The 24,793-nt window shown below is 66.7% G+C and carries 24 protein-coding genes; 18 read left to right on the plus strand and 6 right to left on the minus strand.

Going from position 1 to position 24,793, the window contains the following annotated elements; all coding sequences use genetic code 11:
• The first annotated feature begins 5 nt into the window (after window positions 1-5).
• From CFB49_RS00305 to CFB49_RS00325, 5 genes are all read left to right on the plus strand, one after another.
• The gene (locus tag CFB49_RS00305; RefSeq protein WP_006490006.1) at window positions 6-1,121 is read left to right on the plus strand and encodes a YbdK family carboxylate-amine ligase; all 1,116 of its coding nucleotides are present in this window, start codon (window positions 6-8) and stop codon (window positions 1,119-1,121) included.
• 505 nt (window positions 1,122-1,626) lie between these two features.
• A complete protein-coding gene (locus CFB49_RS00310; RefSeq protein WP_043887672.1) occupies window positions 1,627-2,265 on the plus strand; it encodes a MarR family winged helix-turn-helix transcriptional regulator in 639 nt (212 codons plus the stop codon).
• A 28-nt stretch (window positions 2,266-2,293) separates the two neighbouring features.
• Window positions 2,294-3,004 carry a glutamine amidotransferase gene (locus tag CFB49_RS00315; RefSeq protein WP_089434424.1) on the plus strand — a complete coding sequence of 237 codons (711 nt, stop codon included), beginning with the start codon at window positions 2,294-2,296 and terminating at the stop codon, window positions 3,002-3,004.
• A gap of 218 nt (window positions 3,005-3,222) precedes the next feature.
• On the plus strand, window positions 3,223-4,335 hold the full coding sequence (locus CFB49_RS00320; protein WP_069618796.1) for an NADH:flavin oxidoreductase/NADH oxidase: 1,113 nt from the start codon (window positions 3,223-3,225) through the stop codon (window positions 4,333-4,335).
• A 177-nt stretch (window positions 4,336-4,512) separates the two neighbouring features.
• The gene (locus tag CFB49_RS00325) at window positions 4,513-5,043 is read left to right on the plus strand and encodes an SET domain-containing protein (RefSeq protein WP_069618795.1); all 531 of its coding nucleotides are present in this window, start codon (window positions 4,513-4,515) and stop codon (window positions 5,041-5,043) included.
• Window positions 5,044-5,202: 159 nt separating this feature from the next.
• Here the strand turns inward: CFB49_RS00325 and CFB49_RS00330 are convergent, their stop codons facing one another.
• Both CFB49_RS00330 and CFB49_RS00335 read right to left on the minus strand, forming a co-directional pair.
• On the minus strand, window positions 5,203-6,687 hold the full coding sequence (locus CFB49_RS00330) for a sensor histidine kinase (protein ID WP_089490513.1): 1,485 nt from the start codon (window positions 6,685-6,687) through the stop codon (window positions 5,203-5,205).
• A 124-nt stretch (window positions 6,688-6,811) separates the two neighbouring features.
• Window positions 6,812-7,504: a response regulator gene (locus CFB49_RS00335; RefSeq protein WP_006401494.1), complete on the minus strand. Its 693-nt coding sequence runs from the start codon at window positions 7,502-7,504 to the stop codon at window positions 6,812-6,814.
• Between the two features lie 122 nt (window positions 7,505-7,626).
• Between CFB49_RS00335 and CFB49_RS00340 the strand changes: the two genes are divergently transcribed.
• Window positions 7,627-7,857 carry a DUF3717 domain-containing protein gene (locus CFB49_RS00340; protein ID WP_006401493.1) on the plus strand — a complete coding sequence of 77 codons (231 nt, stop codon included), beginning with the start codon at window positions 7,627-7,629 and terminating at the stop codon, window positions 7,855-7,857.
• 92 nt (window positions 7,858-7,949) lie between these two features.
• On the opposite strand, the gene CFB49_RS00345 is transcribed toward CFB49_RS00340, so the two are convergent.
• Window positions 7,950-8,327: a 4a-hydroxytetrahydrobiopterin dehydratase gene (locus tag CFB49_RS00345; RefSeq protein ID WP_256122001.1), complete on the minus strand. Its 378-nt coding sequence runs from the start codon at window positions 8,325-8,327 to the stop codon at window positions 7,950-7,952.
• Between the two features lie 76 nt (window positions 8,328-8,403).
• Window positions 8,404-9,297, minus strand: coding sequence for a phenylalanine 4-monooxygenase (phhA, locus tag CFB49_RS00350; RefSeq protein ID WP_218828011.1), 894 nt, complete (start codon window positions 9,295-9,297; stop codon window positions 8,404-8,406).
• A gap of 138 nt (window positions 9,298-9,435) precedes the next feature.
• Between phhA and CFB49_RS00355 the strand changes: the two genes are divergently transcribed.
• A complete protein-coding gene (locus CFB49_RS00355; protein WP_006408082.1) occupies window positions 9,436-9,921 on the plus strand; it encodes an Lrp/AsnC family transcriptional regulator in 486 nt (161 codons plus the stop codon).
• A 66-nt stretch (window positions 9,922-9,987) separates the two neighbouring features.
• Here the strand turns inward: CFB49_RS00355 and CFB49_RS00360 are convergent, their stop codons facing one another.
• Together CFB49_RS00360 and CFB49_RS00365 are read right to left on the minus strand one after the other, a co-directional pair.
• Window positions 9,988-10,521: a class IV adenylate cyclase gene (locus tag CFB49_RS00360; protein WP_089490515.1), complete on the minus strand. Its 534-nt coding sequence runs from the start codon at window positions 10,519-10,521 to the stop codon at window positions 9,988-9,990.
• A 195-nt stretch (window positions 10,522-10,716) separates the two neighbouring features.
• Window positions 10,717-11,616: a LysR family transcriptional regulator gene (locus CFB49_RS00365; RefSeq protein WP_089490516.1), complete on the minus strand. Its 900-nt coding sequence runs from the start codon at window positions 11,614-11,616 to the stop codon at window positions 10,717-10,719.
• A 162-nt stretch (window positions 11,617-11,778) separates the two neighbouring features.
• On the opposite strand from CFB49_RS00365, the gene CFB49_RS00370 reads away from it, so the two are divergent.
• The 11 genes from CFB49_RS00370 to CFB49_RS00415 all read left to right on the plus strand — a co-directional run bounded on the left by CFB49_RS00370 (window position 11,779) and on the right by CFB49_RS00415 (window position 24,681).
• Complete coding sequence (locus CFB49_RS00370) at window positions 11,779-13,464, plus strand: GMC family oxidoreductase (RefSeq protein WP_089490517.1); 1,686 nt, start codon at window positions 11,779-11,781, stop codon at window positions 13,462-13,464.
• 430 nt (window positions 13,465-13,894) lie between these two features.
• The gene (locus CFB49_RS00375) at window positions 13,895-14,674 is read left to right on the plus strand and encodes an ABC transporter ATP-binding protein (protein ID WP_006477266.1); all 780 of its coding nucleotides are present in this window, start codon (window positions 13,895-13,897) and stop codon (window positions 14,672-14,674) included.
• Window positions 14,671-15,426: an ABC transporter ATP-binding protein gene (locus tag CFB49_RS00380; RefSeq protein WP_050015804.1), complete on the plus strand. Its 756-nt coding sequence runs from the start codon at window positions 14,671-14,673 to the stop codon at window positions 15,424-15,426. The genes CFB49_RS00375 and CFB49_RS00380 overlap by 4 nt, the downstream gene beginning before the upstream one ends.
• Window positions 15,427-15,503: 77 nt before the next feature.
• Window positions 15,504-16,703 (plus strand): ABC transporter substrate-binding protein, encoded by a 1,200-nt coding sequence (locus CFB49_RS00385; protein WP_069618790.1) that lies wholly within the window; start codon window positions 15,504-15,506, stop codon window positions 16,701-16,703.
• A 127-nt stretch (window positions 16,704-16,830) separates the two neighbouring features.
• Window positions 16,831-17,715, plus strand: coding sequence for a branched-chain amino acid ABC transporter permease (locus CFB49_RS00390; protein WP_089434335.1), 885 nt, complete (start codon window positions 16,831-16,833; stop codon window positions 17,713-17,715).
• A complete protein-coding gene (locus CFB49_RS00395) occupies window positions 17,715-18,692 on the plus strand; it encodes a branched-chain amino acid ABC transporter permease (protein ID WP_069618788.1) in 978 nt (325 codons plus the stop codon). Before CFB49_RS00390 ends, CFB49_RS00395 begins: the two co-directional genes overlap by 1 nt.
• A 792-nt stretch (window positions 18,693-19,484) precedes the next feature.
• Window positions 19,485-19,652, plus strand: coding sequence for a hypothetical protein (locus tag CFB49_RS36185; protein ID WP_179234845.1), 168 nt, complete (start codon window positions 19,485-19,487; stop codon window positions 19,650-19,652).
• A gap of 101 nt (window positions 19,653-19,753) precedes the next feature.
• The gene (locus CFB49_RS00400) at window positions 19,754-20,911 is read left to right on the plus strand and encodes an ABC transporter substrate-binding protein (protein WP_069618787.1); all 1,158 of its coding nucleotides are present in this window, start codon (window positions 19,754-19,756) and stop codon (window positions 20,909-20,911) included.
• A gap of 170 nt (window positions 20,912-21,081) precedes the next feature.
• Window positions 21,082-22,137 (plus strand): branched-chain amino acid ABC transporter permease, encoded by a 1,056-nt coding sequence (locus CFB49_RS00405; protein ID WP_089490518.1) that lies wholly within the window; start codon window positions 21,082-21,084, stop codon window positions 22,135-22,137.
• Between the two features lie 4 nt (window positions 22,138-22,141).
• On the plus strand, window positions 22,142-23,926 hold the full coding sequence (locus CFB49_RS00410; RefSeq protein ID WP_084044263.1) for a branched-chain amino acid ABC transporter ATP-binding protein/permease: 1,785 nt from the start codon (window positions 22,142-22,144) through the stop codon (window positions 23,924-23,926).
• Window positions 23,926-24,681 (plus strand): ABC transporter ATP-binding protein, encoded by a 756-nt coding sequence (locus tag CFB49_RS00415; RefSeq protein WP_069618785.1) that lies wholly within the window; start codon window positions 23,926-23,928, stop codon window positions 24,679-24,681. The genes CFB49_RS00410 and CFB49_RS00415 overlap by 1 nt, the downstream gene beginning before the upstream one ends.
• Window positions 24,682-24,793: the final 112 nt, after the last annotated feature.

Genomic DNA, 24,793 nt, shown 5'->3' on the forward strand with positions numbered 1-24,793 from the left:
CTGCCATGGCACTCGAAACCTTCGTCAATTCCGAACCGTTCACGTTCGGCGTCGAACTGGAGATCCAGGTCGTCAACACGCACAACTACGACCTGACCAAAGCGGCGTCCGACCTGATGCGCCTGATCCAGGGCGAGACCTTTCCCGGCAACATCACGCCGGAAATCACCGAAAGCATGATCGAACTGTCGACCGGCATCTGCCATTCGCACGAGCAGGCCGTCAGCGAACTGCATGCGATCCGCGACGTGCTCGTGAAGGCGGCCGACCAGCTCAACGTCGGGCTGGCCGGCGGCGGCACGCATGCGTTCCAGCAATGGAGCGACCGGCAGATCTACGATGCGCCGCGCTTCCAGTACATCTCCGAGCTGTACGGCTATCTCGCGAAGCAGTTCACCGTGTTCGGTCAGCACGTGCACATCGGCTGCCCCGATCCCGACAGCGCGCTGTTCCTGCTGCACTCGATGTCGCGCTTCATTCCGCACTTCATCGCGCTGTCCGCGTCGTCGCCGTTCGTGCAGAACGTCGACACGGGCTTCCATTCGGCACGCCTGAATTCGGTGTTCGCGTTCCCGCTGTCGGGCCGCGCGCCGTTCGTGCTGACCTGGGATTCGTTCGAGGAGTACTTCACGAAGATGGTGAACACCGGCGTCGTCAACTCGATGAAGGACTTCTACTGGGACATCCGGCCGAAGCCCGGCTACGGCACGATCGAGGTGCGCGTGATGGACACGCCGCTGTCGGTCGACCGCGCGGCGGCGATCGCCTGCTACATCCAGACGCTCGCACGCTACCTGCTGACCGACCGGCCGCTGAAGCTGTCGGAGGACGATTACCTGGTCTACACGTTCAACCGTTTCGAAGCGTGCCGTTTCGGGCTCGAGGGCACCTGCGTGAATCCTCAGACGGGCGAGCGCCGCACGATCGCGGAGGACATCCTCGATACGCTCGACCGGATCGCGCCGCATGCGGCCGCGCTCGGGTCGCGCGCGGCGCTCGACGAGATCGGCGCGCTCGCGAAGGCGCGCGTGAACGACGCATCGTGGTTGAGAACCGTTTTCAAACAGGAAAAATCGCTGAACGAGACGGTCCGGCAGCAGTGCTTACGTTGGCGCGAGTGAAAAAATGTTTTGCAGATTGCAGGATCGACCGCGTCGCGATTCGCTGAACGATTATCGGCGCCCTGTCGCGCCGAAATCGTTGCCAGGCGCCGTCGAAATCTGTGGATAACCTGATATTCCGCTGCAAAGTCAATGGTCTGCAGGCAGGATAACCCGGTGGATCATTCCCGCGCGGCCGATGACTGATCCGAACAGGAAAATACCGGCACGCCCCGTTTCGCGGGCGCGCGACATTGCGCGCACAACGAAAAATTCCGGTTATCCAGCGATTTTCCACAGCATGCGGGGGATAACTTAGCTGTGCGATTTTCCGCTCTCGCTTAGAATGTCGGCTTTGCGGACACCGGAACGATGCGTGTCTCTCCGGTCGCCGCGAACGCGACCGCCGCGTGTGCCTCGCGACGGCCGTGCTGACGCACTCGAGAGAGGGCGTCTGTTTTGAGATAGATTCGATCTCCACACTACGGCCGCTCGGCCATCCGGGCGGCGGCAAAGCGAAAAGACTATGAGCGAAGGCGTTTACGGGAACCAGGCTGCGGGACGTGTGACCCACAGCCTGCTGCGGTTGAGCACGGCCATGCGGAGCGAGGCATGGGATTGGGCGGAAGGCGCTGGCCTCACGCCGACGCAAGGCGAGATTCTCGTGCTGCTGCTGCAGCGCAAGGGCCCGATGCGGCTCGGCGAGATCGCGCGCGAGACGCAGCTCACCGCGGCCACCACGAGCGATGCGGTCAGCACGCTCGAGACGAAGGGGCTCGTCGAGAAGCGCCGTGCGCTGGACGACGGCCGGGCACTGGCCGTCCGCCTGTCGGCGCGTGGCCGCACGGCCGCGAAGAAGGCGCTGCAATGGCCTGAATTCCTGACGAAAGCGGTCGGCAAGCTCGGCGCGGACGAGCAGGGCACGCTGTATCGCGCGCTGCTGAAGACGCTGCGCGAGCTGCAGGTGGCCGGCGCGACGCCGCCGCAGCGCATGTGCCTGACGTGCACGCATTTCCAGCCGGGCAAGCCGTCGAAGAAGACCGTGCATCACTGCGCGGTGCTCGACATCGCGATGTCCGACAGCGATCTGCGTCTCGACTGCTCGGTGCAGGAAGAAGCCGACGCGGCGACGCAGAAGAAGACCTGGAAGATTTTCGCAGGCTGACGTCCGTCGATCGACCGGGAGGCCGATGATGAACGCTGAAGTCGTGGCGATCCGCCACGTGCATTTCGAGGATCTCGGAAGCTTCGAGCAGGTGCTCGGCGAACGCGGTCGACGGGTGCGCTATGTCGATGTCGGATCGTCGCGGGTCGAAGTCCTCGACGTGCTCGAGCCGTCGCTGCTCGTCGTGCTCGGCGGGCCGCTCAGCGTGTACGACGACGCGCAGTATCCGACGATCGCGCCGCTCCTGGCGCTCGTGCGCCAGCGCATCGACGCGGGGCTGCCGATCCTCGGCATCTGCCTCGGTGCGCAGTTCATCGCGCGGGCGCTCGGCGCACGCGTCTATCCGGCCGCGCGGCACGAGCTCGGCTGGGCGCCGCTGACGCTCACCGACGCCGGCCGCGCGTCGCCGCTGCGCCATCTCGACGGCGCGACGACGTCGATGCTGCACTGGCATGGCGATACGTTCGACCTGCCGGGCGGTGCGATCCATCTCGCGTCGACGCCGGCTTGCCGCCATCAGGCGTTCGCATGGGGGCAGCACGTGCTGGCGCTGCAATGTCATCCCGAGATCCGTACCGATCGCTTCGAACCGTGGCTGATCGCGAACGCCGGCGAAATCGCCGCGACGCCCGGTATCGACGCGCGCCAGTTGCGCGCCGATACCGCGCAGCACGGCCCCGCGCTCGAGACGGCCGCCCGGAGCATGTTCGCGGAGTGGCTCGGCGGCGTCGGACTCTGACGTCGCGGGCGGCCCCGCCCCGCCGCAAAGGCGGGCCTGCCTGCGTCCGTCGCGTGCCGGCGCATCGCCGTCCATTGCCCATTCCGTTTGTTCCACGCCCCGCCGGCGTCCGGCCGGCCATACCTGACCATCCGCTTACTGCCGAGCGCGCCGTCTGCACGCTTCAGGCGTGCGTGCTACGCTCGTCCGCTCTTTCCCTTTCCTGGCGAGCGGCTTCCATGACTGCGCTGTTTTCTCCGTTCACGCTGCGCGGCGTGACCCTTCCGAACCGGATCGTGATTTCCCCGATGTGCCAGTACTCGGCCGAACGCGGCGAAGCGACCGACTGGCACATGATTCATCTCGGCCATCTCGCGCTGTCGGGCGCCGGGCTGCTGTGCATCGAAGCGACCGCGGTGGAACCCGATGGACGCATCACGCAGGGCGACCTCGGCCTGTGGGACGACGTGACCGAAGCCGCGCTGAAGCCGGTGCTGGCCGCGATCCGCAAGCATTCGCCGATCCGCATCGCGATGCAGTTGTCGCATGCGGGGCGCAAGGCGTCGAGCGCGGCGCCGTGGGAGGGTGGCCAGCTGGTGCCGGTTGCCGACGGCGGCTGGCTGCCGCATGGCCCGTCGCCCGTGCCGCACAAGGACGGCGAGACGCCGCCGCTCGCGCTCGATGCGGCGGGCTTGAACCGGATCCGCGAAGCGTTCGCGGCGTCGGCCCGACGGGCCGCGCGGCTCGGTATCGATGCGATCGAAGTGCACGCGGCGCACGGCTACCTGCTGCATCAGTTCCTGTCGCCGCTCGCGAACCGGCGCACCGACGAATACGGCGGCTCGCGCGAGAACCGGATGCGGTTTCCGCTCGAGATCTTCGAGATCGTGCGCGCCGCGTTTCCGGAGGATCGGCCGGTCGGCGTGCGCGTGTCCGCGACCGACTGGGTCGAAGGCGGGTGGGAGCTCGACGATACGATCGCGTTTGCGCACGAACTGAAGCGCCGCGGCTGCGACTGGATCGACGTGTCGTCCGGCGGCGTGTCGCCGCTGCAGAAGATTCCGCTGTCGCCCGGCTACCAGGTGCCGTTCGCGCAGGCCGTGAAGCGGGCGGTCGGCATGCCGACGATCGCGGTCGGCCTGATCAACGAACCCGAGCATGCGAACCGGCTGATCGAGGCCGGCGATGCCGATTTCGTCGCGATGGCGCGCGCGATGCTGTACGACCCGCGCTGGCCGTGGCATGCGGCGGCCGAGCTGGGCGCGCAGGTGACGGCGCCGCCGCAGTACTGGCGTTCGCAGCCGCGCGAGCACAAGGCGCTGTTCGGCGACGTCTCGTTCGGCCAGCGCTGAGCGCATCGCGCAATATTGCGCGCGATGTTGAACGAAGCAATCTTGAACGTGTAGGATGCGGATGATTCGCCGCATGACCCGACGCGGCACCGACCGGTGCCGCGTTTTCGTTTGGCGCGGCGCCCGGCCGCGATCGCGGTCGCTTCCGTTCAAGTCGTCTTCACAAGGATTGGTTCGATGAGTTCACGCAGGATCGCGGTGCGCCGCTCGGGAGTACACGGCAAGGGCGTGTTCGCCGTGGCGCCGATCAAGGCCGGCGAACGCGTAGTGGAATACAAGGGCGAGCGAATCTCGTGGAAGGAAGCGCTGCGCCGCCATCCGCACGACCCGAGCGAGCCGAATCATACGTTCTACTTCGCACTCGACGAAGGCGGCGTGATCGACGGCAAGGTCGACGGCAACAGCGCACGCTGGATCAACCATTCGTGCGCGCCGAACTGCGAAGCCGAGGAGGTCAAAGGCCGCGTGTACATCCACGCGCTGCGCGACATCAGCCCGGAAGAAGAGCTGTTCTACGACTATGGCCTCGTGATCGACGCGAAGCTGACGAAGAAGCTCAAGCGCGAATACGCGTGCCACTGCGGTGCGGCGTCGTGCCGCGGCACGTTGCTCGCGACGTCCGACGAAGGCGGGAAGAAGAAAAAGAAGAAGGACAAGAAGGACGGCAAGCCTGCGTCCGGTTCGAAGGACAAGAAGAACAAGAAGTGATGCAGGCGGCAGCGCATCGCGCGCTGCCGCTGTCGCTCAGCCGGCGGCTGCCGCGTCGTGGCGGCCGTCATTCGCTTTCCGTCTTTCCGTTCTTGTTCTGGCGGGGCGCCTCGGGTCGACGGGCCAGCGATTGCCCGCCGCGACTCGGTCGGTGGCCGTTCAGTGCGTCGGCGCCGCAGCCGGCGTTTCGCTGGCCGGCTTTTCCGTACGCATAGCGAGCGGCACGCGCACTACGAAGCGCGAGCCGCCTTCCGGTGCATCCTCGTACGACACGGTGCCGCCGTGCATCGCGATGATGTCGTGCACGATCGCGAGTCCCAGCCCGGCGCCTGTTTCGACACCGTTGCCGCTTTGCGCGTCGCCGCGGAAGAAGCGCTTGAACAGGTCGGCCTGCTGGTTCGCGGGCACGCCGGGGCCGTTGTCCTCGACGACGATCTCGGCGGCCGGCTGGCCGTCCTCGAGCGCGGCGCGCGCGACGTTCACCGTGATCCGCGCGCCGTCCGGCCGCGCGAGCGGCACGTACTTCAGCGCATTGTCGAGCAGGTTCGCGATCACCTCGCGCAGCAACACCGGGTTGCCGCGCACGATCAGCTTCTCGTCGTCGCCCGGCTCGTCGCTGCGCTGGAAGCCGAGGTCGACGTGCGATGCGAGCGCGCGCGGCACCCATTCGGCGCCGGTCTCGAACGCCATCGCCGCGAGATCGACGTCGACGAAGCGCGCGGCCTGTTCGCCCGGCTCGGCCCGCGCGAGCGACAGCAACTGATTGGACAACCGTACCGCGCGGTCGGCGGCCGCGCGCAACTCGCGCACCGCGGCGAAAGTCTGCTGCGGGTCGCGCGCGACGGCCGCCTGCTCGGCATGCAGCTTCACCGCGGTGAGCGGCGTGCGCAACTGGTGGGCGGCATCGGCGATGAACTTGCGCTGTGCGTCGAGCGCGGTTTTCAGGCGGCCGAGCAGCGCGTTCATCGCGCTGGTCAGCGGCCGGATCTCCAGCGGTACATCGGTTTCGTCGACCGGTTCCAGCGACGTGTGGGTTTGCCGGTTCAGCGAATCGGCGAGATGCGTGAGCGGGCCCAGCTGCTGGTTCACGACGCGCCACACGATGCCCCAGCCCGCGAGCAGCAGCAAGAGGAGCGGCATCATGATCGCGACGAGGAATTCGGCCGCGATCCGGTAGCGGTGCCGCACCGGCTGCGCGACTTCGACGACCATCGGCCGGCCGCCCTCGACGTTGTCGACGCGCACCTGCGCGACCCGCACCGCGCGGTTGTCGTATTCGGCCTCGAACACGTACGCGTGATGCATCCGGCGCACGTTGATGCCCTGCAGCGGCAGCTTCGGATCGCCGGCGAGTTCCTCCTCGCCGTCGCTGATCCGGTATATCAGCGCTTCGGCCGGATCCGAGAACATCGCCTGCGCGAGCGGCGGCACCGTGAACGGCGCGTCGGGGCCGGCGATCTGAATCTGCTTGGAGATGGCGGTCGCAAGGTCGGCGAGCGAGCGGTCGATCACGTGCTGCGTGTATTGCCACGCGAGCCAGTAGGCGATCAGGCCGCTCATCAGCGCGAGCATCGACAGCGGGGCGGCGAGGCGCCGGAGCAGCGAGCGGCGCAGGCTGGTGGTCACAGCCGGATCAGAAGACATTTCGACGGGCAAAGGGATAAGCGCCGCTCACGGGGAGCGGCGCGGTCGTGCGCCGGGAACGGCAACGCGAAGCGGCATGCATGGCGCCGGCGGCACGCGGCCGGCCGGCGCGGCGTCGCTCAGCTCAGACGCTCGCCGTCTGGCGGATTTCCTGCAGCAGGTAGCCGAAGCCGCGGACCGTGACGATTTCGACGCGGCACTGCTCGAGCTTCTTGCGGACGCGGTGTACGTAGACTTCGATCGCGGTGTCGCCGAGATCGCCGCCGAAGTGCGTGAGGTGATCCTGCAACTGCGCCTTGCTGACGACGCGGCCGTGACGCAGCAGCAGCATTTCCAGCACCGCGAATTCGCGCGGCGACAGTTCGAGCGGCTTGTCGTCGTTGAAGATGCGGCGGTCGACGCCCGACAGGCGGACGCCGCCGAGCGACACTTCGGGACGCGGCATGTCGCTGTGCGGGCCGCTGCGGCGCATCACCGCGCGGATGCGCGCCTCGAGCTCGGCCGGCTCGAACGGCTTGAGCATGTAATCGTCGGCGCCGGAGTTCAGGCCCTGGATCCGGTCGTTCAACTCGTCGCGGGCGGTCAGCACGATCACGGGCGTGTGGCGGTTGGTCTGGCGAAAGCGCGTGAGCAGCGTCATGCCGTCGATGCCCGGCAGGCCGAGGTCGAGGATCACGAGTTCGTGGCGGTTCTGTGCCAGCGCCTGTTCGGCAAAGATGCCGTCATGCACCATGTCGACGGTGAAGCCAGCCTGCTCGAGGCTGCTCTGGATACCGCGTGCGATGGGGCGGTCGTCTTCGATCAGAAGGAGTCGCATGAAGTTCGCTCAAGTACAATGGGTTGGCGGTTCAGGCACGCGGACAGCACGAAGCCGTTTCCACAGGAACGCCGCATCGCCTGACATCAAGCATGGCGGCCAGCGAACGATTAAATCCAATCATGTCCGATATTTCGATCCACGACCTCGAAGCCGCGATCAATTTCTGGCGCGCCCGCTCGCCGTCGAGCGGCGACGAACTCAAACTCTGCGAAGAGGCCAGCGCGCTCTCCAAGCCGTATGCGCTGCTGATTGTACAGCGCGAAAGCGCGCTGCAACTGGAAGGATTGGACCCCAAGGCGAGGAAAGCGTACGAGACTTACGTGCGCCTTAAGGATGGCTTGGAAAGCTGAAGGCTTTCGCTGAGTACATCCTAGAAAACGTTCAGCGAAATGAAAAGTTGACGCGCCGCGCACCGGAAGGCGCGCGGCGGCGGAGGCGGGACTCAGGCGCCCGGTTGCGCGTGCGCGGCGGCGCCGTCGATGAACCGCGCGAGTTCGATGTCGCGTTCGGTCAGGCCGTCGGCGTCGTGGGTCGACAGCGTGACGTCGACGCGGTTGTACACGTTGAACCATTCCGGATGGTGGTTCATCTCCTGCGCCTTGATCGCGACACGCGTCATGAAGCCGAATGCCTCGTTGAAATCGGCGAAGCGCAGGCGGCGCTGGATCGCGTCGCGGCCCGGCACGGCCGTCCACTGCGGCAGGCCTTCGAGCCGGGTCTTGCGTTCTTCGGATGTGAGCTTGTGGATCATCTTGCACCTCTCGTTCGGTAACGGCGCCCGCGCGCGGCTGCGCCGCGCGGCGAAGCCGGCATCGTTCATTGTTCCATAGTTGCGGAAAGGGCGACGGGCGGCCGGCCGACGGTCGTCGGCACCCCGTGCCGCGGCGCCCCGCGCGTTATGCGTCGGCGTCGTCGGGCCACCCTTCGCCCGTGCCGCGATGCAGCACACGATCGGTGTCGAGCACCGCGCCGGCCGCGAATTCGGGCAACCCCGCGAGCCGGTCGGCCAGCGCGCGGCCATCGACGTCGGCGAGCGCGAACAGCTGCGCGAAATCGTCGATCACGAAGTAGGTCTTCTGGAACGTGTCGATCCGGTACTTCGTGCGCATCACGCGCTCCAGGTCGAACCCGAGCCGGTTCGGCGCCGCGCTTTCGAGGCTGTACAGGCTTTCGCCCTTGCTCGACACGATCCCGGCGCCGTAGATCGACAGCCCGTTCGTGCCGCGCGGGTCGCGGATCAGCCCGAATTCCACCGTATACCAATAGAGGCGCGCGAGCCGCGCCAGCGCCCCTTCGTCGTCGGCGACCGCGAGGGCGGTGCGGCCGTACGCCTGCATGTAGTCGGCGAACACCGGGTCGATCAGCAGCGGCACGTGGCCGAACAGGTCGTGGAAGCAGTCGGGTTCCTGCAGGTAGTCGAGCTGGTCGGGACGGCGCATCCACCAGGTGACCGGGAAACGCCGGTTCGCGAGATGCGCGAAGAACACGCGGTCGGGCACGAGGCCGGGCACCGCGACGATTTCCCAGCCGGTCGCGGGCTTCAACTGGCGATTCACGTCGGCGAACGACGGCACGCGATCGGCCGGCAGCTCGATCTTGCCGAGCCCGGCGACGAACGCGTCGCACGCGCGGCCGCGCAGCAGCGCCGACTGGCGCGCATAGAGCTGCTTCCACACCGCGTGGTCGACCTGGCCGTAGCGCTGCAGCGGCTGGTCGATGGTGATATCGGCGCGGGTTTCGAGGCCCGCGTCGAACTGCTCCTGCAGTTTCGCGGTGACGACGGTGGACATGATCAGGCTCGGCACGCTGTGGTTGGGACCATGCAAGTGTAGAGCGGACGACGCGCGGATTGGGCGCATAGTTGGCATAAATTCGCTTGATGATGCGATAATCACGCATCAAATCACGGATCAATGCGGAGAATGCTCATGCTGGAACTCGATCACTTCGATCTCGCGCTGCTGGACGTGCTGCAGCGCTTCGGTCGCGCGACGCATCAGCAGTTGGGCGAGGAGGTGCCGCTGTCGCCGTCGCAGATCGGTCGGCGGCTGCAGCGGCTGGAAGCGGCCGGCGTGATCGAAGGCTACCGCGTGATGCTGCGGCCCGAAAAACTCGGGCTCGGCGTGACCGCGTTCACGAGCCTGAAGCTCAAGCATCACGGCGATTCGATCATCGAGCAGTTCCAGCAGCAGATCGACGTGCTGCCCGAAGTGCTCGAATGCCATGCGGTGGTGGGCGATGCCGACTACCTGCTGCGGATCGTCGCGCCGGATCTGAACGCGCTGTCGCAGTTCGTGATGAAGAAGCTGATGCGCGTGCCGGGCGTCGACAGCGTGCGCTCGAACATCGTACTGACGACCTTCAAGCGCAACGGTGCGTTGCCGCTCGCGCATCTGGCGCCGGGCGCCGCGTGACAGCGAGGCGGCCACGGCATCGGCGCTGAAGGCGGCACGCGCGGTACCACCTTCGACGGGGCCGGATCAGGCCGTTTCGGGCTGGGCGTCGGCGTTCAACAGATCGACGTACGCGACCGCGACGAGATCGTCCTGCGCGACGCCGAGTTTCGCGAACACCTCGTGCGCTTCGGCTTCGCCGCCCGCTTCGTCGTCGTCGGGGCCGAGCACGACTTCGAGCTCGATGAAATCGCCGAGGCCGTCGACGCGGTCGAGGTGGATACGCGTGCGGCCGGTGAGGTACACGTGCCGCTCCTTCGTCACGATCCCGCGCGTGGTCAGCGCGGTCGCGAGCAGCGAATGCATCGCGTCGGGGTTCGTCACCGGGCTGCGCGTGTAGTACGACGCCTTCGGGCCGTCGCGATCGTCGCGCTGGTAGAAGATCAGCTCGGCCGGCGTGCCGTCCTCGAAGCGGCGCAGCTTGAGCCGCCCGCGCGGCACGTCATAGAAGAAATCCTGCTGGCGGTAGAAGAGCGGGGCTTCGGTCGCGAGCTGGGCCGCCCGTTCGCGCAGGCGGTCGAATTCGCGGGCGCGGGCTTTGATCTCGATGTTGCGGGCCATGCGGGTCTCCTTCAATCGGGGTCTCGCGGTGTGCGAACGCACAATCTAGCAAAAAGCCTGCGGTGGTGGCGTGACGCGCGGACGGGACGCGGCGACACGACGCGGGGCACGCGATTCCGCTCCCGACGGCGATCCGCCGTATGCGTCAGGTGCCGAAATCCGCTGCGTAACCGGCCGCATCGACATCAGCCACGCTCATATCGCCCACTGCGCGTCGATCAACCGCAGCGCGGCCGCGATCGCCGGCTCGTCGCGCCGCTCGGCGAGCGTCACGAACGTCAGTTCGGTCGGCACGGTCACGCGTTCGACGATCGTCAGCGCATGCGCGTGCGCCTCGGCCAGCGCGGTCGAATCCCGCGCGAGCGTCAACCCGATCCCCGATTTGACGAGATCGAGCATCGATTGCTCCTGGTCGACCTCGGCGACCTTCATCGGCTGCGCGCCGGCCGTCGCGAAGCGGCGCGACAGCAGCCGATGGTGCGCGGACGCGGGCGGCGTCCAGATCCACGGCAGCGCGGCGAGCGCGCGCCAGTCGTGCGCGCGCTGTACGCGCTCCTTCCAGCCGGCCGGCGCGAGCACGCGGTATTCGAAGCGCGTGAGCGTGACGGTGTGGAACAGCGCGCCGTCGCGCGGCGAATCGTCGTCGGGCCGGCCGATGTAGTAGCCGACGTCGAGCGCCTGCGCGCGCACCTGTTCGAGCACCCAGCCCGACATCCCGTGGCGCAGCGCCGTTTCGATCTGCGGATGGGTCTCGACCAGCGCGCGCAGGAAGCCGCCGAGCCGCAGGAAGCCCGGATCGAGGATCGTGCCGATCCGCAGCCGGCCGCGCACCTCGTGCCGCAGCGCGGCAGCGGCCCGCTGCACGTCTGCCGCTGCGGCGAGCGCGCGCTCCGCGTGCGGCAGCAGCGTCTGCCCGTCGCGCGTGAGCGCGAGCCCGCGCGACGTGCGCGTGAACAGCACGATGCCGAGCGTTTCCTGCAGATGCTTGATCTGCAGGCTGACGGCCGGCTGCGTCAGATGCAGCTGCACGGCGGCGCGCGTCAGGTTGCCTTCGCGGGCGACCGTCGCGAACGCGCGAAGCAGGGTGAGATCCATCGTCGTGATATGAGCGTGGCTTATAACGCAGTTCAGCATAACTCATTGGATCGGCGGCCGGGCGCGGGAGTACGCTGCTTCGATCGCGTCGTCCGCGACGCACTATGCTGAAAGCGACGCGCGGAATCGATGCGCGGTACACAACAAATCAGGAGACACGCCGTGAGTACTCAACGCACGCTCGAGGGCGAATTCGACTATGTGATCGTCGGCGCGGGCACCGCGGGCTGCGTGCTCGCGAACCGCCTGACGGAGGATCCCGACATCAGCGTGCTGCTGCTCGAAGCGGGCGGCAAGGACGACTATCACTGGATCCATATCCCGGTCGGCTATCTGTACTGCATCGGCAACCCGCGCACCGACTGGCTGTACAAGACGCAGCCCGAGGCGGCGCTCAACGGCCGCGCACTGTCGTATCCGCGCGGCCGCGTGCTCGGCGGCTGCTCGTCGATCAACGGGATGATCTACATGCGCGGCCAGCGCGAGGATTACGACAACTGGGCGCACGAAACCGGCGACGCCGGCTGGTCGTGGGACAGCGTACTGCCGATCTTCAAGCGCAGCGAGGATCACCATGCGGGCGCAAGCGATGCGCACGGCGCGGGCGGCTACTGGCGCGTCGAGAAGCAGCGGCTGCGCTGGGAGATCCTCGAATCGTTCGCGCAGGCCGCGCAGCAGACGGGCATTCCCGCCACCGACGATTTCAACCGCGGCGACAATGCCGGGGTCGGCTACTTCGAAGTGAACCAGAAGCGCGGCGTGCGCTGGAATACGTCGAAGGCGTTCCTGCGGCCCGCGATGGCGCGCCCGAACCTGACCGTGATCACCGGCGCCCATGCGCAGCGCGTGATCTTCGACGGGCGGCGAGCGGTCGGCGTCGAGTACCGCGGCGGCGGCGCCGATTACGTCGCGCGGGCACGCTCGGAAGTGCTGCTGACGTCGGGCGCGGTGAATTCGCCGCAACTGCTCGAACTGTCGGGTGTCGGCGACGGCCGGCGGCTGCAGGCGCTCGGCATCGACGTCGTGCAGGATCTGCCGGGCGTCGGCGAGAACCTGCAGGATCACCTGCAATTGCGGATGGCGTTTCGCGTCGACGGCGTGCGCACGCTCAACACCCTGTCCGCGCACTGGTGGGGCAAGCTGATGATCGGCGCCGAATATGCGCTGCTGCAGCGCGGTCCGATGTCGATGGCGCCGTCGCAGCTCGGCGCGTTCGCGAAATCGGATCCGGACGATCCCGCGCTCACGCGCCCCGATCTCCAGTACCACGTGCAGCCGCTGTCGCTCGAACGCTTCGGCGAGCCGCTGCACGGCTTCAACGCGTTTACGGCGTCAGTCTGCCATTTGCGGCCGACCTCGCGCGGCAGCGTGCACGTCACGAGCGCCGATCCGGGCAGCGCACCGACGATCGCGCCGAACTATCTGTCGACCGATCACGATCGTCACGTCGCCGCGAACGCGCTGCGCCTCACGCGCCGGATCGCATCCGCGCCGGCGCTCGCGCGCTATCGCCCCGAGGAAATCCTGCCGGGCCTGCAGTACCGGACCGAGGCCGAGCTGATCGACGCGGCCGGCGTCGTCGGCACGACGATCTTCCATCCGGTCGGCACGTGCCGTATGGGGCGGGCGGAGGATGAACGCGCGGTGGTCGACAGCCGGCTGCGCGTGCGCGGCATCGCGGGGTTGCGGATCGTCGATGCGTCGGTGATGCCGTTCATCACGTCGGGCAACACCAATTCGCCGACGCTGATGATCGCCGAGCGCGCGAGCGACATGATTCGCGCCGACCGCCGTGCGGCGCGCGAAACGACGTCGGTGCGAACCGAGGCCGCGGCGACGGCTGCATGACGGCTCGCTGACCCGCGCGCCAGCGGGCCGCGACGCGGATGCCCGCTGATTCGCTATGCGAAACAAGCTGCCGGCGCGTCCGCTCGAACGGCAAGATCCGTGCAAGCCGCGCCGTCGCGCGGCTTTTTTCATCGCGCGCGTGCCAGGCCATGCAGCAGTCAACGCGTGATGATGCACGTATCAAAAAAGCACGGTGAATGACCGCGCGCCGTCGCGTCCGATAGGGCGGCGACCCCTATAAGTGCAAATCCCGATGATTGCACTGCACCAACGGCGCGACAATGTTGCGCAATGTGCATACGCGTCGGCGCGGGAGACCACCCTCGAGGCGTACCACGGCGCCCGGGGCAGCCCGCTGATCCGCTGACCTGTTCGCGGCCGCTTGCGCCAGGCTTCCCGGTGCTTCGCCTGACTTCGTACGGAAGGGAACATGATTCTCGGCGACACGATTCTGGAAACACGCGGACTGACGAAGGAATTCAGGGGCTTTACCGCCGTGAACGGCGTCAACCTGCGTGTGCGTCGCGGCGCGATCCACGCATTGATCGGGCCGAACGGCGCGGGCAAGACCACCTGTTTCAACCTCCTCACCAAATTTCTGACGCCGACGGCCGGCCAGATCGTCTTCAACGGCATCGACATTACCGACGAGCGGCCCGCGCAGGTCGCGCGGCGCGGCATCATCCGCTCGTTCCAGATCTCGGCCGTGTTTCCGCACCTGACCGCGCTGCAGAACGTGCGCATCGGCCTGCAACGCGCGCTCGGCACCGAATTCCATTTCTGGCGCAGCGAACGCACGCTGAAGCGGCTCGACGATCGCGCGATGGACCTGCTCACGCAGGTCGGCCTCACCGATTTCGCGCACGTGCCGACCGTCGAGCTGGCCTACGGCCGCAAGCGCGCGCTCGAGATCGCGACGACGCTGGCGATGGAGCCCGAACTGATGCTGCTCGACGAGCCCACGCAGGGGATGGGCCACGAGGACGTCGACCGCGTGACCGCGCTGATCAAGAAGGTCGCGAGCGGCCGCACGATCCTGATGGTGGAACACAACATGAACGTGATCGCGGGGATCTCCGACACGATCACCGTCCTGCAACGCGGCGAGGTGCTGGCCGAAGGCTCGTATGCGGAAGTGTCGAAGAATCCGCTCGTCATCGAAGCCTACATGGGCAGCGCCGACGCGGCGCTCGCGGGGGCGCACGCATGAAGCACAGCGAACGGGAGGAACGCGAATTGAGCGGCGTCGAGAGCGGTACGCCTGCGCTGGAAATCACGGGCCTGGAGGCTTGGTACGGGGAATCCCACATATTGCACGGCGTCGACCTGACCGTGCATCGAGGCGAGGTCGTCACGCTGCTCGGCCGCAACGGCGCGGGCCGCACGACGACGCTGCGCGCGATCATGGGCCTCACGGGCCGCCGCAGCGGGTCGATCAAGGTCGCCGGGCACGAGACGATCGGCCTCGCGACGCATCGCATCGCGCATTACGGCATCGGCTATTGCCCCGAGGAGCGCGGGATCTTCTCGAGCCTGTCGTGCGAGGAGAACCTGATGCTGCCGCCGCTGATCGGGCCGCGCGAGCATTCGATGTCGCTCGACGAGATCTACGCGATGTTCCCGAACCTCGCGTCGCGCCGGCAGAGCCAGGGCACGCGGCTGTCCGGCGGCGAGCAGCAGATGCTCGCGGTCGCGCGAATTTTGCGCACCGGCGCGAACCTGCTGCTGCTCGACGAGATCTCCGAAGGCCTCGCGCCGGTGATCGTACAGGCGCTCGCACGGATGATCGTCGCGCTGAAGGCGCGCGGCTACACGATCGTGATGGTCGAACAGAATTTCCGCTTCGCCGCGCCGCTCGCCGACCGCTTCTACGTGATGGAGCACGGCAGCATCGTCGAGCATTTCCGCGCATCCGAACTGGAAGGCAAGATGCCGACCCTGCACGACCTGCTCGGAGTGTGACGCCGCGTCGTTTCCCTTGCCGCTAGCCGTGGCGGCCCTCGAACAACCACAACGCATCAGAACAACAGGAGACGTCAATGAAAATGAAGACCCTCGCACAGGCCTGTGTCGCGCTCGCGACCGCCGCGTTCGCCGCCGGCGCCGCGCACGCCGCGGATACCGTGAAGATCGGTTTCGTTACCGACATGTCGGGGCTTTATGCGGACATCGACGGCCAGGGCGGTCTCGAGGCGATCCGCATGGCGGTCGCCGACTTCGGCGGCAAGGTGCTCGGCAAGCCGATCGAGGTCGTGTACGCGGATCACCAGAACAAGGCGGACATTGCCGCGTCGAAGGCGCGCGAATGGATCGACCGCGGTGGGCTCGACCTGCTCGTCGGCGGCACGAATTCGGGGACGGCGCTGGCGATGGCCAAGCTCGCCGCGGAGAAGAAGAAGGTCTACATCAACATCGGCGCGGGCGCGGACACGCTGACGAACGAGGAGTGCACGCCGTACACGGTGCACTATGCGTACGACACGATGGCGCTCGCGAAAGGCACCGGCTCGGCGGTGGTGAAGCAGGGCGGCAAGACGTGGTTCTTCCTGACCGCGGACTACGCGTTCGGCAAGGCGCTCGAGAAGAACACGTCGGACGTCGTGAAGGCGAGCGGCGGACAGGTGCTGGGCGCGGTGCGGCATCCGCTGTCCGCGTCGGATTTCTCGTCGTTCCTGCTGCAGGCGCAATCGTCGAAGGCGCAGATTCTCGGCCTCGCGAACGCGGGCGGCGACACGATCAACTCGATCAAGGCCGCGAAGGAATTCGGCATCACGAAGACGATGAAGCTCGCCGGGCTGCTGATGTTCATCAACGACGTGCACAGCCTCGGCCTCGAGACGACGCAGGGCCTCGTGCTGACCGACAGCTGGTACTGGAACCGCGATGCGGCATCGCGCCAGTGGGCGCAGCGCTACTTCGGCAAGATGAAGAAGATGCCGTCGAGCCTGCAGGCGGCCGACTACTCGTCGGTGACGACCTACCTGAAGGCCGTGCAGGCCGCCGGGACGACCGACTCCGACAAGGTGATGGCCGAGCTGAAGAAGATCAAGATCAGCGACTTCTACGCAAAGGGCTATATCCGCCAGGACGGCAGCATGATCCACGACATGTACCTGATGGAAGTGAAGAAGCCGTCGGAATCGAAGGAGCCGTGGGACTACTACAAGGTGCTCGCAACGATTCCGGGCGAGCAGGCGTTCGGCACCAAGCAGGAAACGCGCTGCGCGTTGTGGAAGTAAGCATCGGATAGCGGCGCGCACCGGCGCGCCGCACGGTGGCGGTGGCAGCGATGTGCCCGCTGCGCCGCCCGCGTGCGGGTGGCTCAAAGTTGCGTACGCAACGAAACTCATTCTGACGGCTAAGTCGATGGAAATCTTTGGCATTCCGTTGCCGGCGATGCTGAGCCAGTTGCTGCTCGGGCTCGTCAACGGCTCGTTCTACGCGATCCTGAGCCTCGGGCTCGCGGTGATCTTCGGGCTGCTCAACGTGATCAACTTCGCGCACGGTGCGCTGTTCATGCTGGGCGCGATGCTCGCGTGGATGGGGCTGTCGTATTTCGCGCTGCCGTACTGGGCGATGCTCGTGCTCGCGCCGTTGATCGTCGGCGCGTTCGGGATCGCGATCGAGCGCTCGATGCTGCGCTGGCTGTACAAGCTCGATCACCTGTACGGGCTGCTGCTCACGTTCGGCCTGACGCTCGTCGTCGAAGGCGTGTTCCGCTCGATCTACGGCGCATCCGGCCAGCCGTACGACGTGCCGTCGCAGCTGTCCGGCGCGACCAACCTCGGCTTCATGTTCCTGCCGAACTATCGCGCGTGGGTCGTCATCGCGTCGCTCGCGGTGTGCCTCGCGACGTGGTTCGTGATCGAGAAGACGCGCCTCGGCGCGTACCTGCGCGCGGGTACCGAGAACCCGAAGCTCGTCGAGGCGTTCGGCGTGAACGTGCCGATGATGATCACGCTCACCTACGGCTTCGGCGTCGCGCTCGCCGCGTTCGCGGGCGTGCTGGCGGCGCCGGTGATCCAGGTGTCGCCGCTGATGGGCCAGCCGATGATCATCACCGTGTTCGCGGTGGTCGTGATCGGCGGAATGGGCTCGATCCTCGGATCGATCGTCACGGGCCTGCTGCTCGGCGTGATCGAGGGCTTCACGCGCGTGTTCTATCCCGAAGCGTCGGCCACCGTCGTGTTCGTGATCATGGCGATCGTGCTGCTGTTCCGCCCGGCGGGCCTCTTCGGCAAGGAAAAATGATGCAGAGAAAAGTGCTCTACGGCGTACTGCTCGCCGCACTGCTCGCCGCGCCGTTCATCGGCGCGTATCCGGTGTTCGTGATGAAGGTGCTCGCGTTCGCGCTGTTCGCGGCCGCGTTCAACCTGCTGATCGGCTATACGGGGCTGCTGTCGTTCGGCCATGCGATGTTCCTCGCGACGGCCGGCTATGCGACCGGCTATTCGATGCAGACGCTCGGTTTCACGCCGGAGCTCGGCGTGCTGGCCGGCACCGTCGCCGCGACGCTGCTCGGGCTCGTCGTCGGGCTGTTCGCGATCCGCCGGCAGGGCATCTACTTCGCGATGATCACGCTCGCGTTCGCGCAGATGGTCTATTTCATCTATCTGCAGGCGCCGTTCACGCACGGCGAGGACGGCCTGCAGGGCGTGCCGCGCGGCCGCCTGTTCGGGCTGCTCGACCTGTCGAACGACGTCACGCTGTACTACGTCGTGCTGGCGGCGGTCGTGGCCGCGTGCGCGTTCATCGTGCGGGTCGTCCATTCGCCGTTCGGCCAGGTGCTCGTCGCCATCAAGGAGAACGAAGCGCGCGCGATCTCGCTCGGCTACGACACCGACCGCTTCAAGCTGCTCGCGTTCGTCCTGTCGGCCGCGCTCGCGGGGCTGGCCGGCTCGTTGAAGGTACTGGTGCTCGGCTTCGAGACGCTGTCGGATGCGTACTGGACGATGTCGGGCCTCGTCGTGCTGATGACGCTCGTCGGCGGGATGGGCACGCTGTTCGGGCCGCTGCTCGGCGCCGCGCTGATCGTCGCGCTGGAAGACCGGCTCGGCGACATCGGCGAATGGCTCGCGTCGACGACCGGCGTCGCGTGGTTTCATTCGCTGGGCGAATCGACGACGATCGTCACCGGGCTGATCTTCATCGCATGCGTGCTGGCGTTCCGGCGCGGCATCGTCGGCGAGATGGTCGCGAGGATCAAGCCGCTCAGGGCGTCGTCGTGAGCATGCCGTGCGCGTCGCCCGCGTTGATGCGAAGCACCATCCGGCGCACGTCGGAAGGGCGTCGCCGCGGGCTCGGGCCATCGCCGCGCGGCAGGCTGGTGCCCCATTTTCGTGCGGCAATGCACCATAGGGGTAAATGCTAAGTTGTCGTGGTGCTTAAGCCTCTTTAAGATTCACCCTAGTTCTGATGCACCGCGAAACGAATTTGCAGGTGGAGAACGAGGAGACAATCGAGGCACAAAGTGCCCGGACCCCAAAGCGCTGTTGGACGGAATCCAACAGCGCTTTTTCATTTGCGTGCACGAATTCCCTCGATGGTGCATCGGCCCGCATGCCGGCCGATGGGGCTGCCTTCCGCGTTTGCATTCGCACCGCGTCTTTCCGCGCTTCGCCGCGTTCCTGTTGTTCCGTTTCCCGCGATCCGTTCGCAGATGATGCGCAATCCTGCACAGGCGCTCCGGGCTTACCCGGTTGGCGTGCGCGAAAGGCGTCCGTTACACTCGGCTTTCGCCGACCGTGCGGTCGGGAAAATCGGTCGGCAGTTCTCCTACAAGCAAAATGCAGAAGAGGGAGTACGGTTGGATGAGCAGCGCAGCACGGTGGACCGGGGCAGGAGACGCGGCGGGCGCCGTTCGTTCGTCATGGGTTGCCCGATGGGTCATCGGGGCATTTCCGAGCCGTTCCGCGGCCTGTATGCGCGTCCCGGCGCCATCGCGGGCCGTTGCGCTCGCGTCCGTCTCTGCATCCGTATGCGCAATCGCATGAGCGGCCGGCTTTCCGATATGTCATCGCTTGCCGCGCGTGCCGACCATCGATGCGCGCGCAACGAGCTTCCGCACGCTTCCTCATTTCTTCGCTTTCTTCATCCTGACGACACCGCTGCTGCGCATCGTGACGGTCGAACGGCCGTTTCAATCGGCGCGCCGCGCATGGTGGCGTGTCGCGGGAAAACGAGCGTAGGCGCGGTCAGGCGAGATAGTTAAATTATTAACTTGTTTTGGGAACCGGGAGCCGCCCGAGCGACCCGTGGCTTTTTCGAGCAGCGTTTGGAGACAACGTAAATGAAGATGAATCGATGGATGGAGGCCCTGCTTGCCGCGGGCCTCGTGTGTGCGGCGGCCACGGCGTCGGCGCAGGTGAAGATCGGCGTGACGCTGTCGGCCACCGGGCCGGCCGCGTCGCTCGGGATTCCGGAAAAGAACACGATCGCACTGCTGCCAAAGGAGATCGCGGGCAAGAGCGTGCAATACATCGTGCTGGACGACGCGTCCGACACGAGCCGGGCGGTGCAGAACGTGCGCAAGCTCATCGACGAGGACCACGTCGACGCGATCATCGGCTCGTCCGTCACGCCGAACTCGCTCGCGATGCTCGATCCGGTGTCGCAGGGCAAGACGCCGACGATCTCGCTCGCGGCGAGCGCGCAGATCATCGCACCGATGGACGCGAAGCGCGCATGGATGTTCAAGGTGCCGCAGAACGACCAGTTGATGGCCGACGCGATCGCCGGCTACATGGCAAAGCACGGCGTGAAGACGGTCGGCTTCATCGGCTTCGCCGATGCGTACGGCGACAGCTGGTACAAGACGTTCGACGCGGCGGCCGCGAAGAACGGGCTGAAGCTCGTGTCGAACGAACGTTACAACCGGACCGACGCGTCGGTGATGGGACAGGTGCTGAAGCTGCTGGGCTCGAACCCGGACGCGGTGCTGATCGCCGGCTCCGGCACGCCGGCGGCGCTGCCGGCCAAGACGCTGAAGGAGCGCGGCTACAAGGGCAAGGTCTACCAGACGCACGGCGTCGCCAACAACGATTTCCTGCGCGTGTGTGGCAAGGATTGCGAAGGCGAGATCCTGCCGGCCGGCCCCGTGCTCGTGACCGACCAGCTGCCCGATTCGAATCCGGTGAAGAAGCCGGCGCTCGGCTACAAGGCCGCGTACGAGAAGGCTTACGGCGCGGGTTCGCTGTCGACCTTCGGCGGCCATGCGTGGGATGCGGGTCTGCTGCTGCAGCGGGCGATCCCGGACGCGCTGAAGAAGGGCCAGCCGGGCACCGAGGCGTTCCGCGAAGCGCTGCGCGCGTCGATCGAAAGCGTGAAGGACCTGCCCGTCTCGCACGGCGTGATCAACATGACGGCGACCGATCACAATGGCTTCGATACGCGTGCACGCGTGATGGTGCAGATCGTCGACGGCAAGTGGAAGTTGCAGGGCGAGTAAGCATCACGTGAAACCGGCACGCGGGGCGCGAACGGCGCCGCGCATGCCGTCGGCAGGGCGGCGCGCGTCACGGCCGCATCCTTGCCGCCTGGAACGGCCGGGGCCCGCCGCGCGCCCCGGCCGTTTCCGCCTTTCGTTTCTCCGCAGCATTCTCTCGATACACGAAACGTATGGATCTCTCGATTGCGGCGATCCTCGCGCAAGACGGCATCACGACCGGCGCCATTTATGCATTGTTGTCGCTGGCGCTCGTGCTGGTGTTTTCCGTCACGCGGGTGATCTTCATTCCCCAGGGCGAATTCGTCGCCTACGGTGCGCTCACGCTGGCCGCGTTGCAGGCGCAGAAATTTCCCGCCACCTGCTGGCTGCTGTTCGTGATGGGCATCGCATGCTTCCTGCTCGAAGCCGGCGGCCTGATCCGACATCGCGAACGCCGCCATCAGCTCGGCCGCACGCTCGCGACGCTCGGCAGCCGCTATATCCTGCTGCCGCTCGCGGTGTTCGCGATCACGCGCAGTTTTGCCGCGCAGCCGATGCCGATGCTCGCGCAGATCGCGCTGACGCTCGCGATCGTCGTGCCGATGGGGCCGTTCGTCTACCGGCTCGTGTACCAGCCGATCGCCGAAGGTACGACGCTGCTGCTGCTGATCGTGTCGGTCGCCGTCCATTTCGCGATGGTCGGCCTCGGCCTCGTGATGTTCGGCGCGGAAGGCTCGCGTACCAACGGGTTCTCGGACGCGTCGCTCGCGATCGGCAGCATGGCGGTGTCGGTACAGAGCATCCTGGTCGTCGTCACGGCACTCGTGCTGATCGGCGCGCTCTACGTGTACTTCGGCCGCACGATCGCCGGCAAGGCGCTGCGCGCGACGTCGGTGAACCGGCTCGGTGCACGTCTCGTCGGCATCGGCACGACCGAAGCCGGGCGGCTCGCGTTCACGTTCGCGGCGGGGCTCGGCGTGCTGTCCGGGATCCTCGTCGGCCCGCTGACGACGATCTACTACGACTCGGGCTTCCTGATCGGCCTGAAGGGCTTCGTCGGCGCGATCATCGGCGGGCTCGTCAGCTATCCGCTCGCGGCCGCCGGCTCGTTGCTCGTCGGCGTGCTCGAATCGTATTCGTCGTTCTGGGCGAGCGCCTACAAGGAGGTGATCGTGTTCACGCTGATCATTCCGGTGCTGCTGTGGCGGAGCTTCGTGACGCCGCATGCGGAAGAGGAAGAGGAGTGACGCGATGAAGACGATGGTACGCAACAAGACCTTCTGGCTGTTTCTCGTGGTGCTGTTCGCATTGCCGGTGCTGCCCGGCGCGCTGCAGGTGCCCGAATACTGGATCACGCTGCTGAACTACATCGGCTTGTACGCGATCGTCGCGATCGGGCTCGTGCTGCTGACGGGCGTCGGCGGGATGACCAGCTTCGGGCAGGCCGCGTTCGTCGGCATCGGCGCGTATGCGACCGCGTTCCTGACGACGCGCTACGGCGTATCGCCGTGGCTCGCGCTGATCGTCGGCGTCGTGCTGACGGCGCTCGTCGCGCTCGTGCTCGGCGCGGTGACGATGCGGCTGTCCGGGCACTTCCTGCCGCTTGGCACGATCGCGTGGGGCCTTGCGCTGTTCTACCTGTTCGGCAACCTCGAACTGCTCGGCAAGTACGACGGGATCAACGGCATTCCGGCGCTGAACCTGTTCGGCATCGTGCTCGAAAGCGGCCGCAGCCTGTATTTCCTGATCTGGGCCGTGGTGCTGGCCGCGATCGTGTCGGTGCAGAACCTGCTCAACAGCAGGCCCGGCCGCGCGATCCGCGCGCTGCGCGGCGGCGGCGTGATGGCCGAGGCGATGGGCGTGAACACCGCGTGGATGCGCGTGGTGATCTTCGTCTACGCGGCCGTGCTCGCGGCGGTATCGGGCTTCCTGTACGCGCACCTGCAGCGCGCGGTGAACCCGACGCCGTTCGGCCTGAACCACGGGATCGAATTCCTGTTCATGGCCGTGGTGGGCGGCGTGTCGCACGTATGGGGCGCGGTGCTCGGCGCGGCGATCCTGACCGTGCTGCAGGATTACCTGCAGACGCTGCTGCCGAAGCTGCTCGGCTCGGAAGGCAACTTCGAGATCATCGTGTTCGGCGTGCTGATGGTGCTGCTGCTGCAGTACGCGCGCCAGGGCGTATGGCCGTTCGTCGCGAGGCTGTTCCCGCGCGGGCCGCGCGCGCATGTGCCGGAGCAGGCCGACCCGCTGCCGCAGCGCGCGAAGCCGGTGGCCGGCGAGCCGCTGCTCGTCGTCGACAACGCACGCAAGCAGTTCGGCGGCCTCGTGGCCGTGAACGATGTCAGCTTCGACGTGAAAGCCGGGCAGATCATCGGGTTGATCGGCCCGAACGGTGCGGGCAAGTCGACGACGTTCAACCTCGTGACCGGCGTGCTGAAGCCGACCGGTGGCGCAATCACGTTCCGCGGCGAGCGCATCGACGGGCTGACGTCGCGTCAGATCGTCCGCCGCGGCATCGGCCGCACGTTCCAGCACGTGAAGCTGCTGCCGACGATGACGGTGCTCGAGAACGTCGCGATCGGCGCGCATCTGCGCGGTCATACCGGCGTGTGGCGCAGCATTGCGCGGCTCAATGCGCACGAGGAAGCGCAGCTGCTGGCCGAAGCCGCACGCCAGATCCGCCGTGTCGGACTCGAGACGCACATGTACGACGAAGCGGGGAGTCTCGCGCTTGGTCAGCAGCGGATTCTCGAAATCGCGCGGGCGCTGTGCTGCGATCCGACGCTGCTGCTGCTCGACGAGCCGGCCGCAGGGCTGCGTTACCAGGAGAAGCAGCAACTCGCCGACCTGCTGCGGCGGCTGAAGGCCGAAGGGATGAGCGTGTTGCTCGTGGAACATGACATGGATTTCGTGATGAACCTCACCGATCGGCTGGTGGTGATGGAGTTCGGCACGCGGATCGCGGAAGGGCTGCCACAGGATGTACAGCAGGACCCGGCCGTGCTTGAAGCGTATCTGGGCGGGGTGGAGTGATGACGGACACGACGATGCCGATTCTCGAGGTGCGCGGGCTGGCGGTGCGGTACGGGAAGGTGGAAGCGCTGCACGGTGCGGCAATCAAGGTCGGGGCGGGGCAGATCGTCAGCGTGATTGGCCCGAACGGCGCCGGTAAATCGACGCTGCTGAACGCGATCATGGGGGCGCTGCCGGTCACGGGGCACGCGTCGGGCGCGGTCGTGTATCGCGGCAACGACGTCAGCGCGTTGCCGGTCGAGCAGCGCGTCGCGCGCGGGATGTGCCTCGTACCGGAAAAGCGCGAGCTGTTCAGCACGATGACGGTCGAAGACAACCTCGTGCTCGGCGCGTACCGACGCAAGCAGGCGGGGGAATCGAACTTCCTCGATCAGATCGATCACGTGTTCGCGCTGTTTCCGCGGCTCAAAGAGCGCCGCAGGCAGGCGGCTGGCACGCTGTCCGGTGGGGAACGGCAAATGCTGGCGGTCGGCCGTGCGCTGATGGGCAAGCCCGACCTGCTGATGCTCGACGAGCCGAGCCTCGGGCTGGCGCCGCTGATCGTGAAGGAGATCTTTCATATCATCAGCGCGTTGCGCGGCACCGGCGTGGCGACGCTGCTGATCGAGCAGAATGCACGGGCGGCGCTGCAAATCTCCGACTACGGCTATGTGCTGGAAACGGGCGAGTTTGCACTGGAAGGGCCGGCGGCCGAGCTTGCGCAGAATCCGCGTGTGATCGAGACGTATCTTGGGTTAGCGAAGAAGACGGCTTGATTGCTGGTGCGGCGGACGCGAAGCGGGCGGCGTGTTTCACGTGAAACACGCCGTTTTTGTTTGCGAGCCGGGCGCAGTTTCGCGTCTACGGTTCAAGGCCCGGGATAAGTCG

This window comes from Burkholderia sp. AU17457 (assembly GCF_002223255.1).
GTDB classification, from domain to species: Bacteria; Pseudomonadota; Gammaproteobacteria; order Burkholderiales; family Burkholderiaceae; genus Burkholderia; species Burkholderia sola.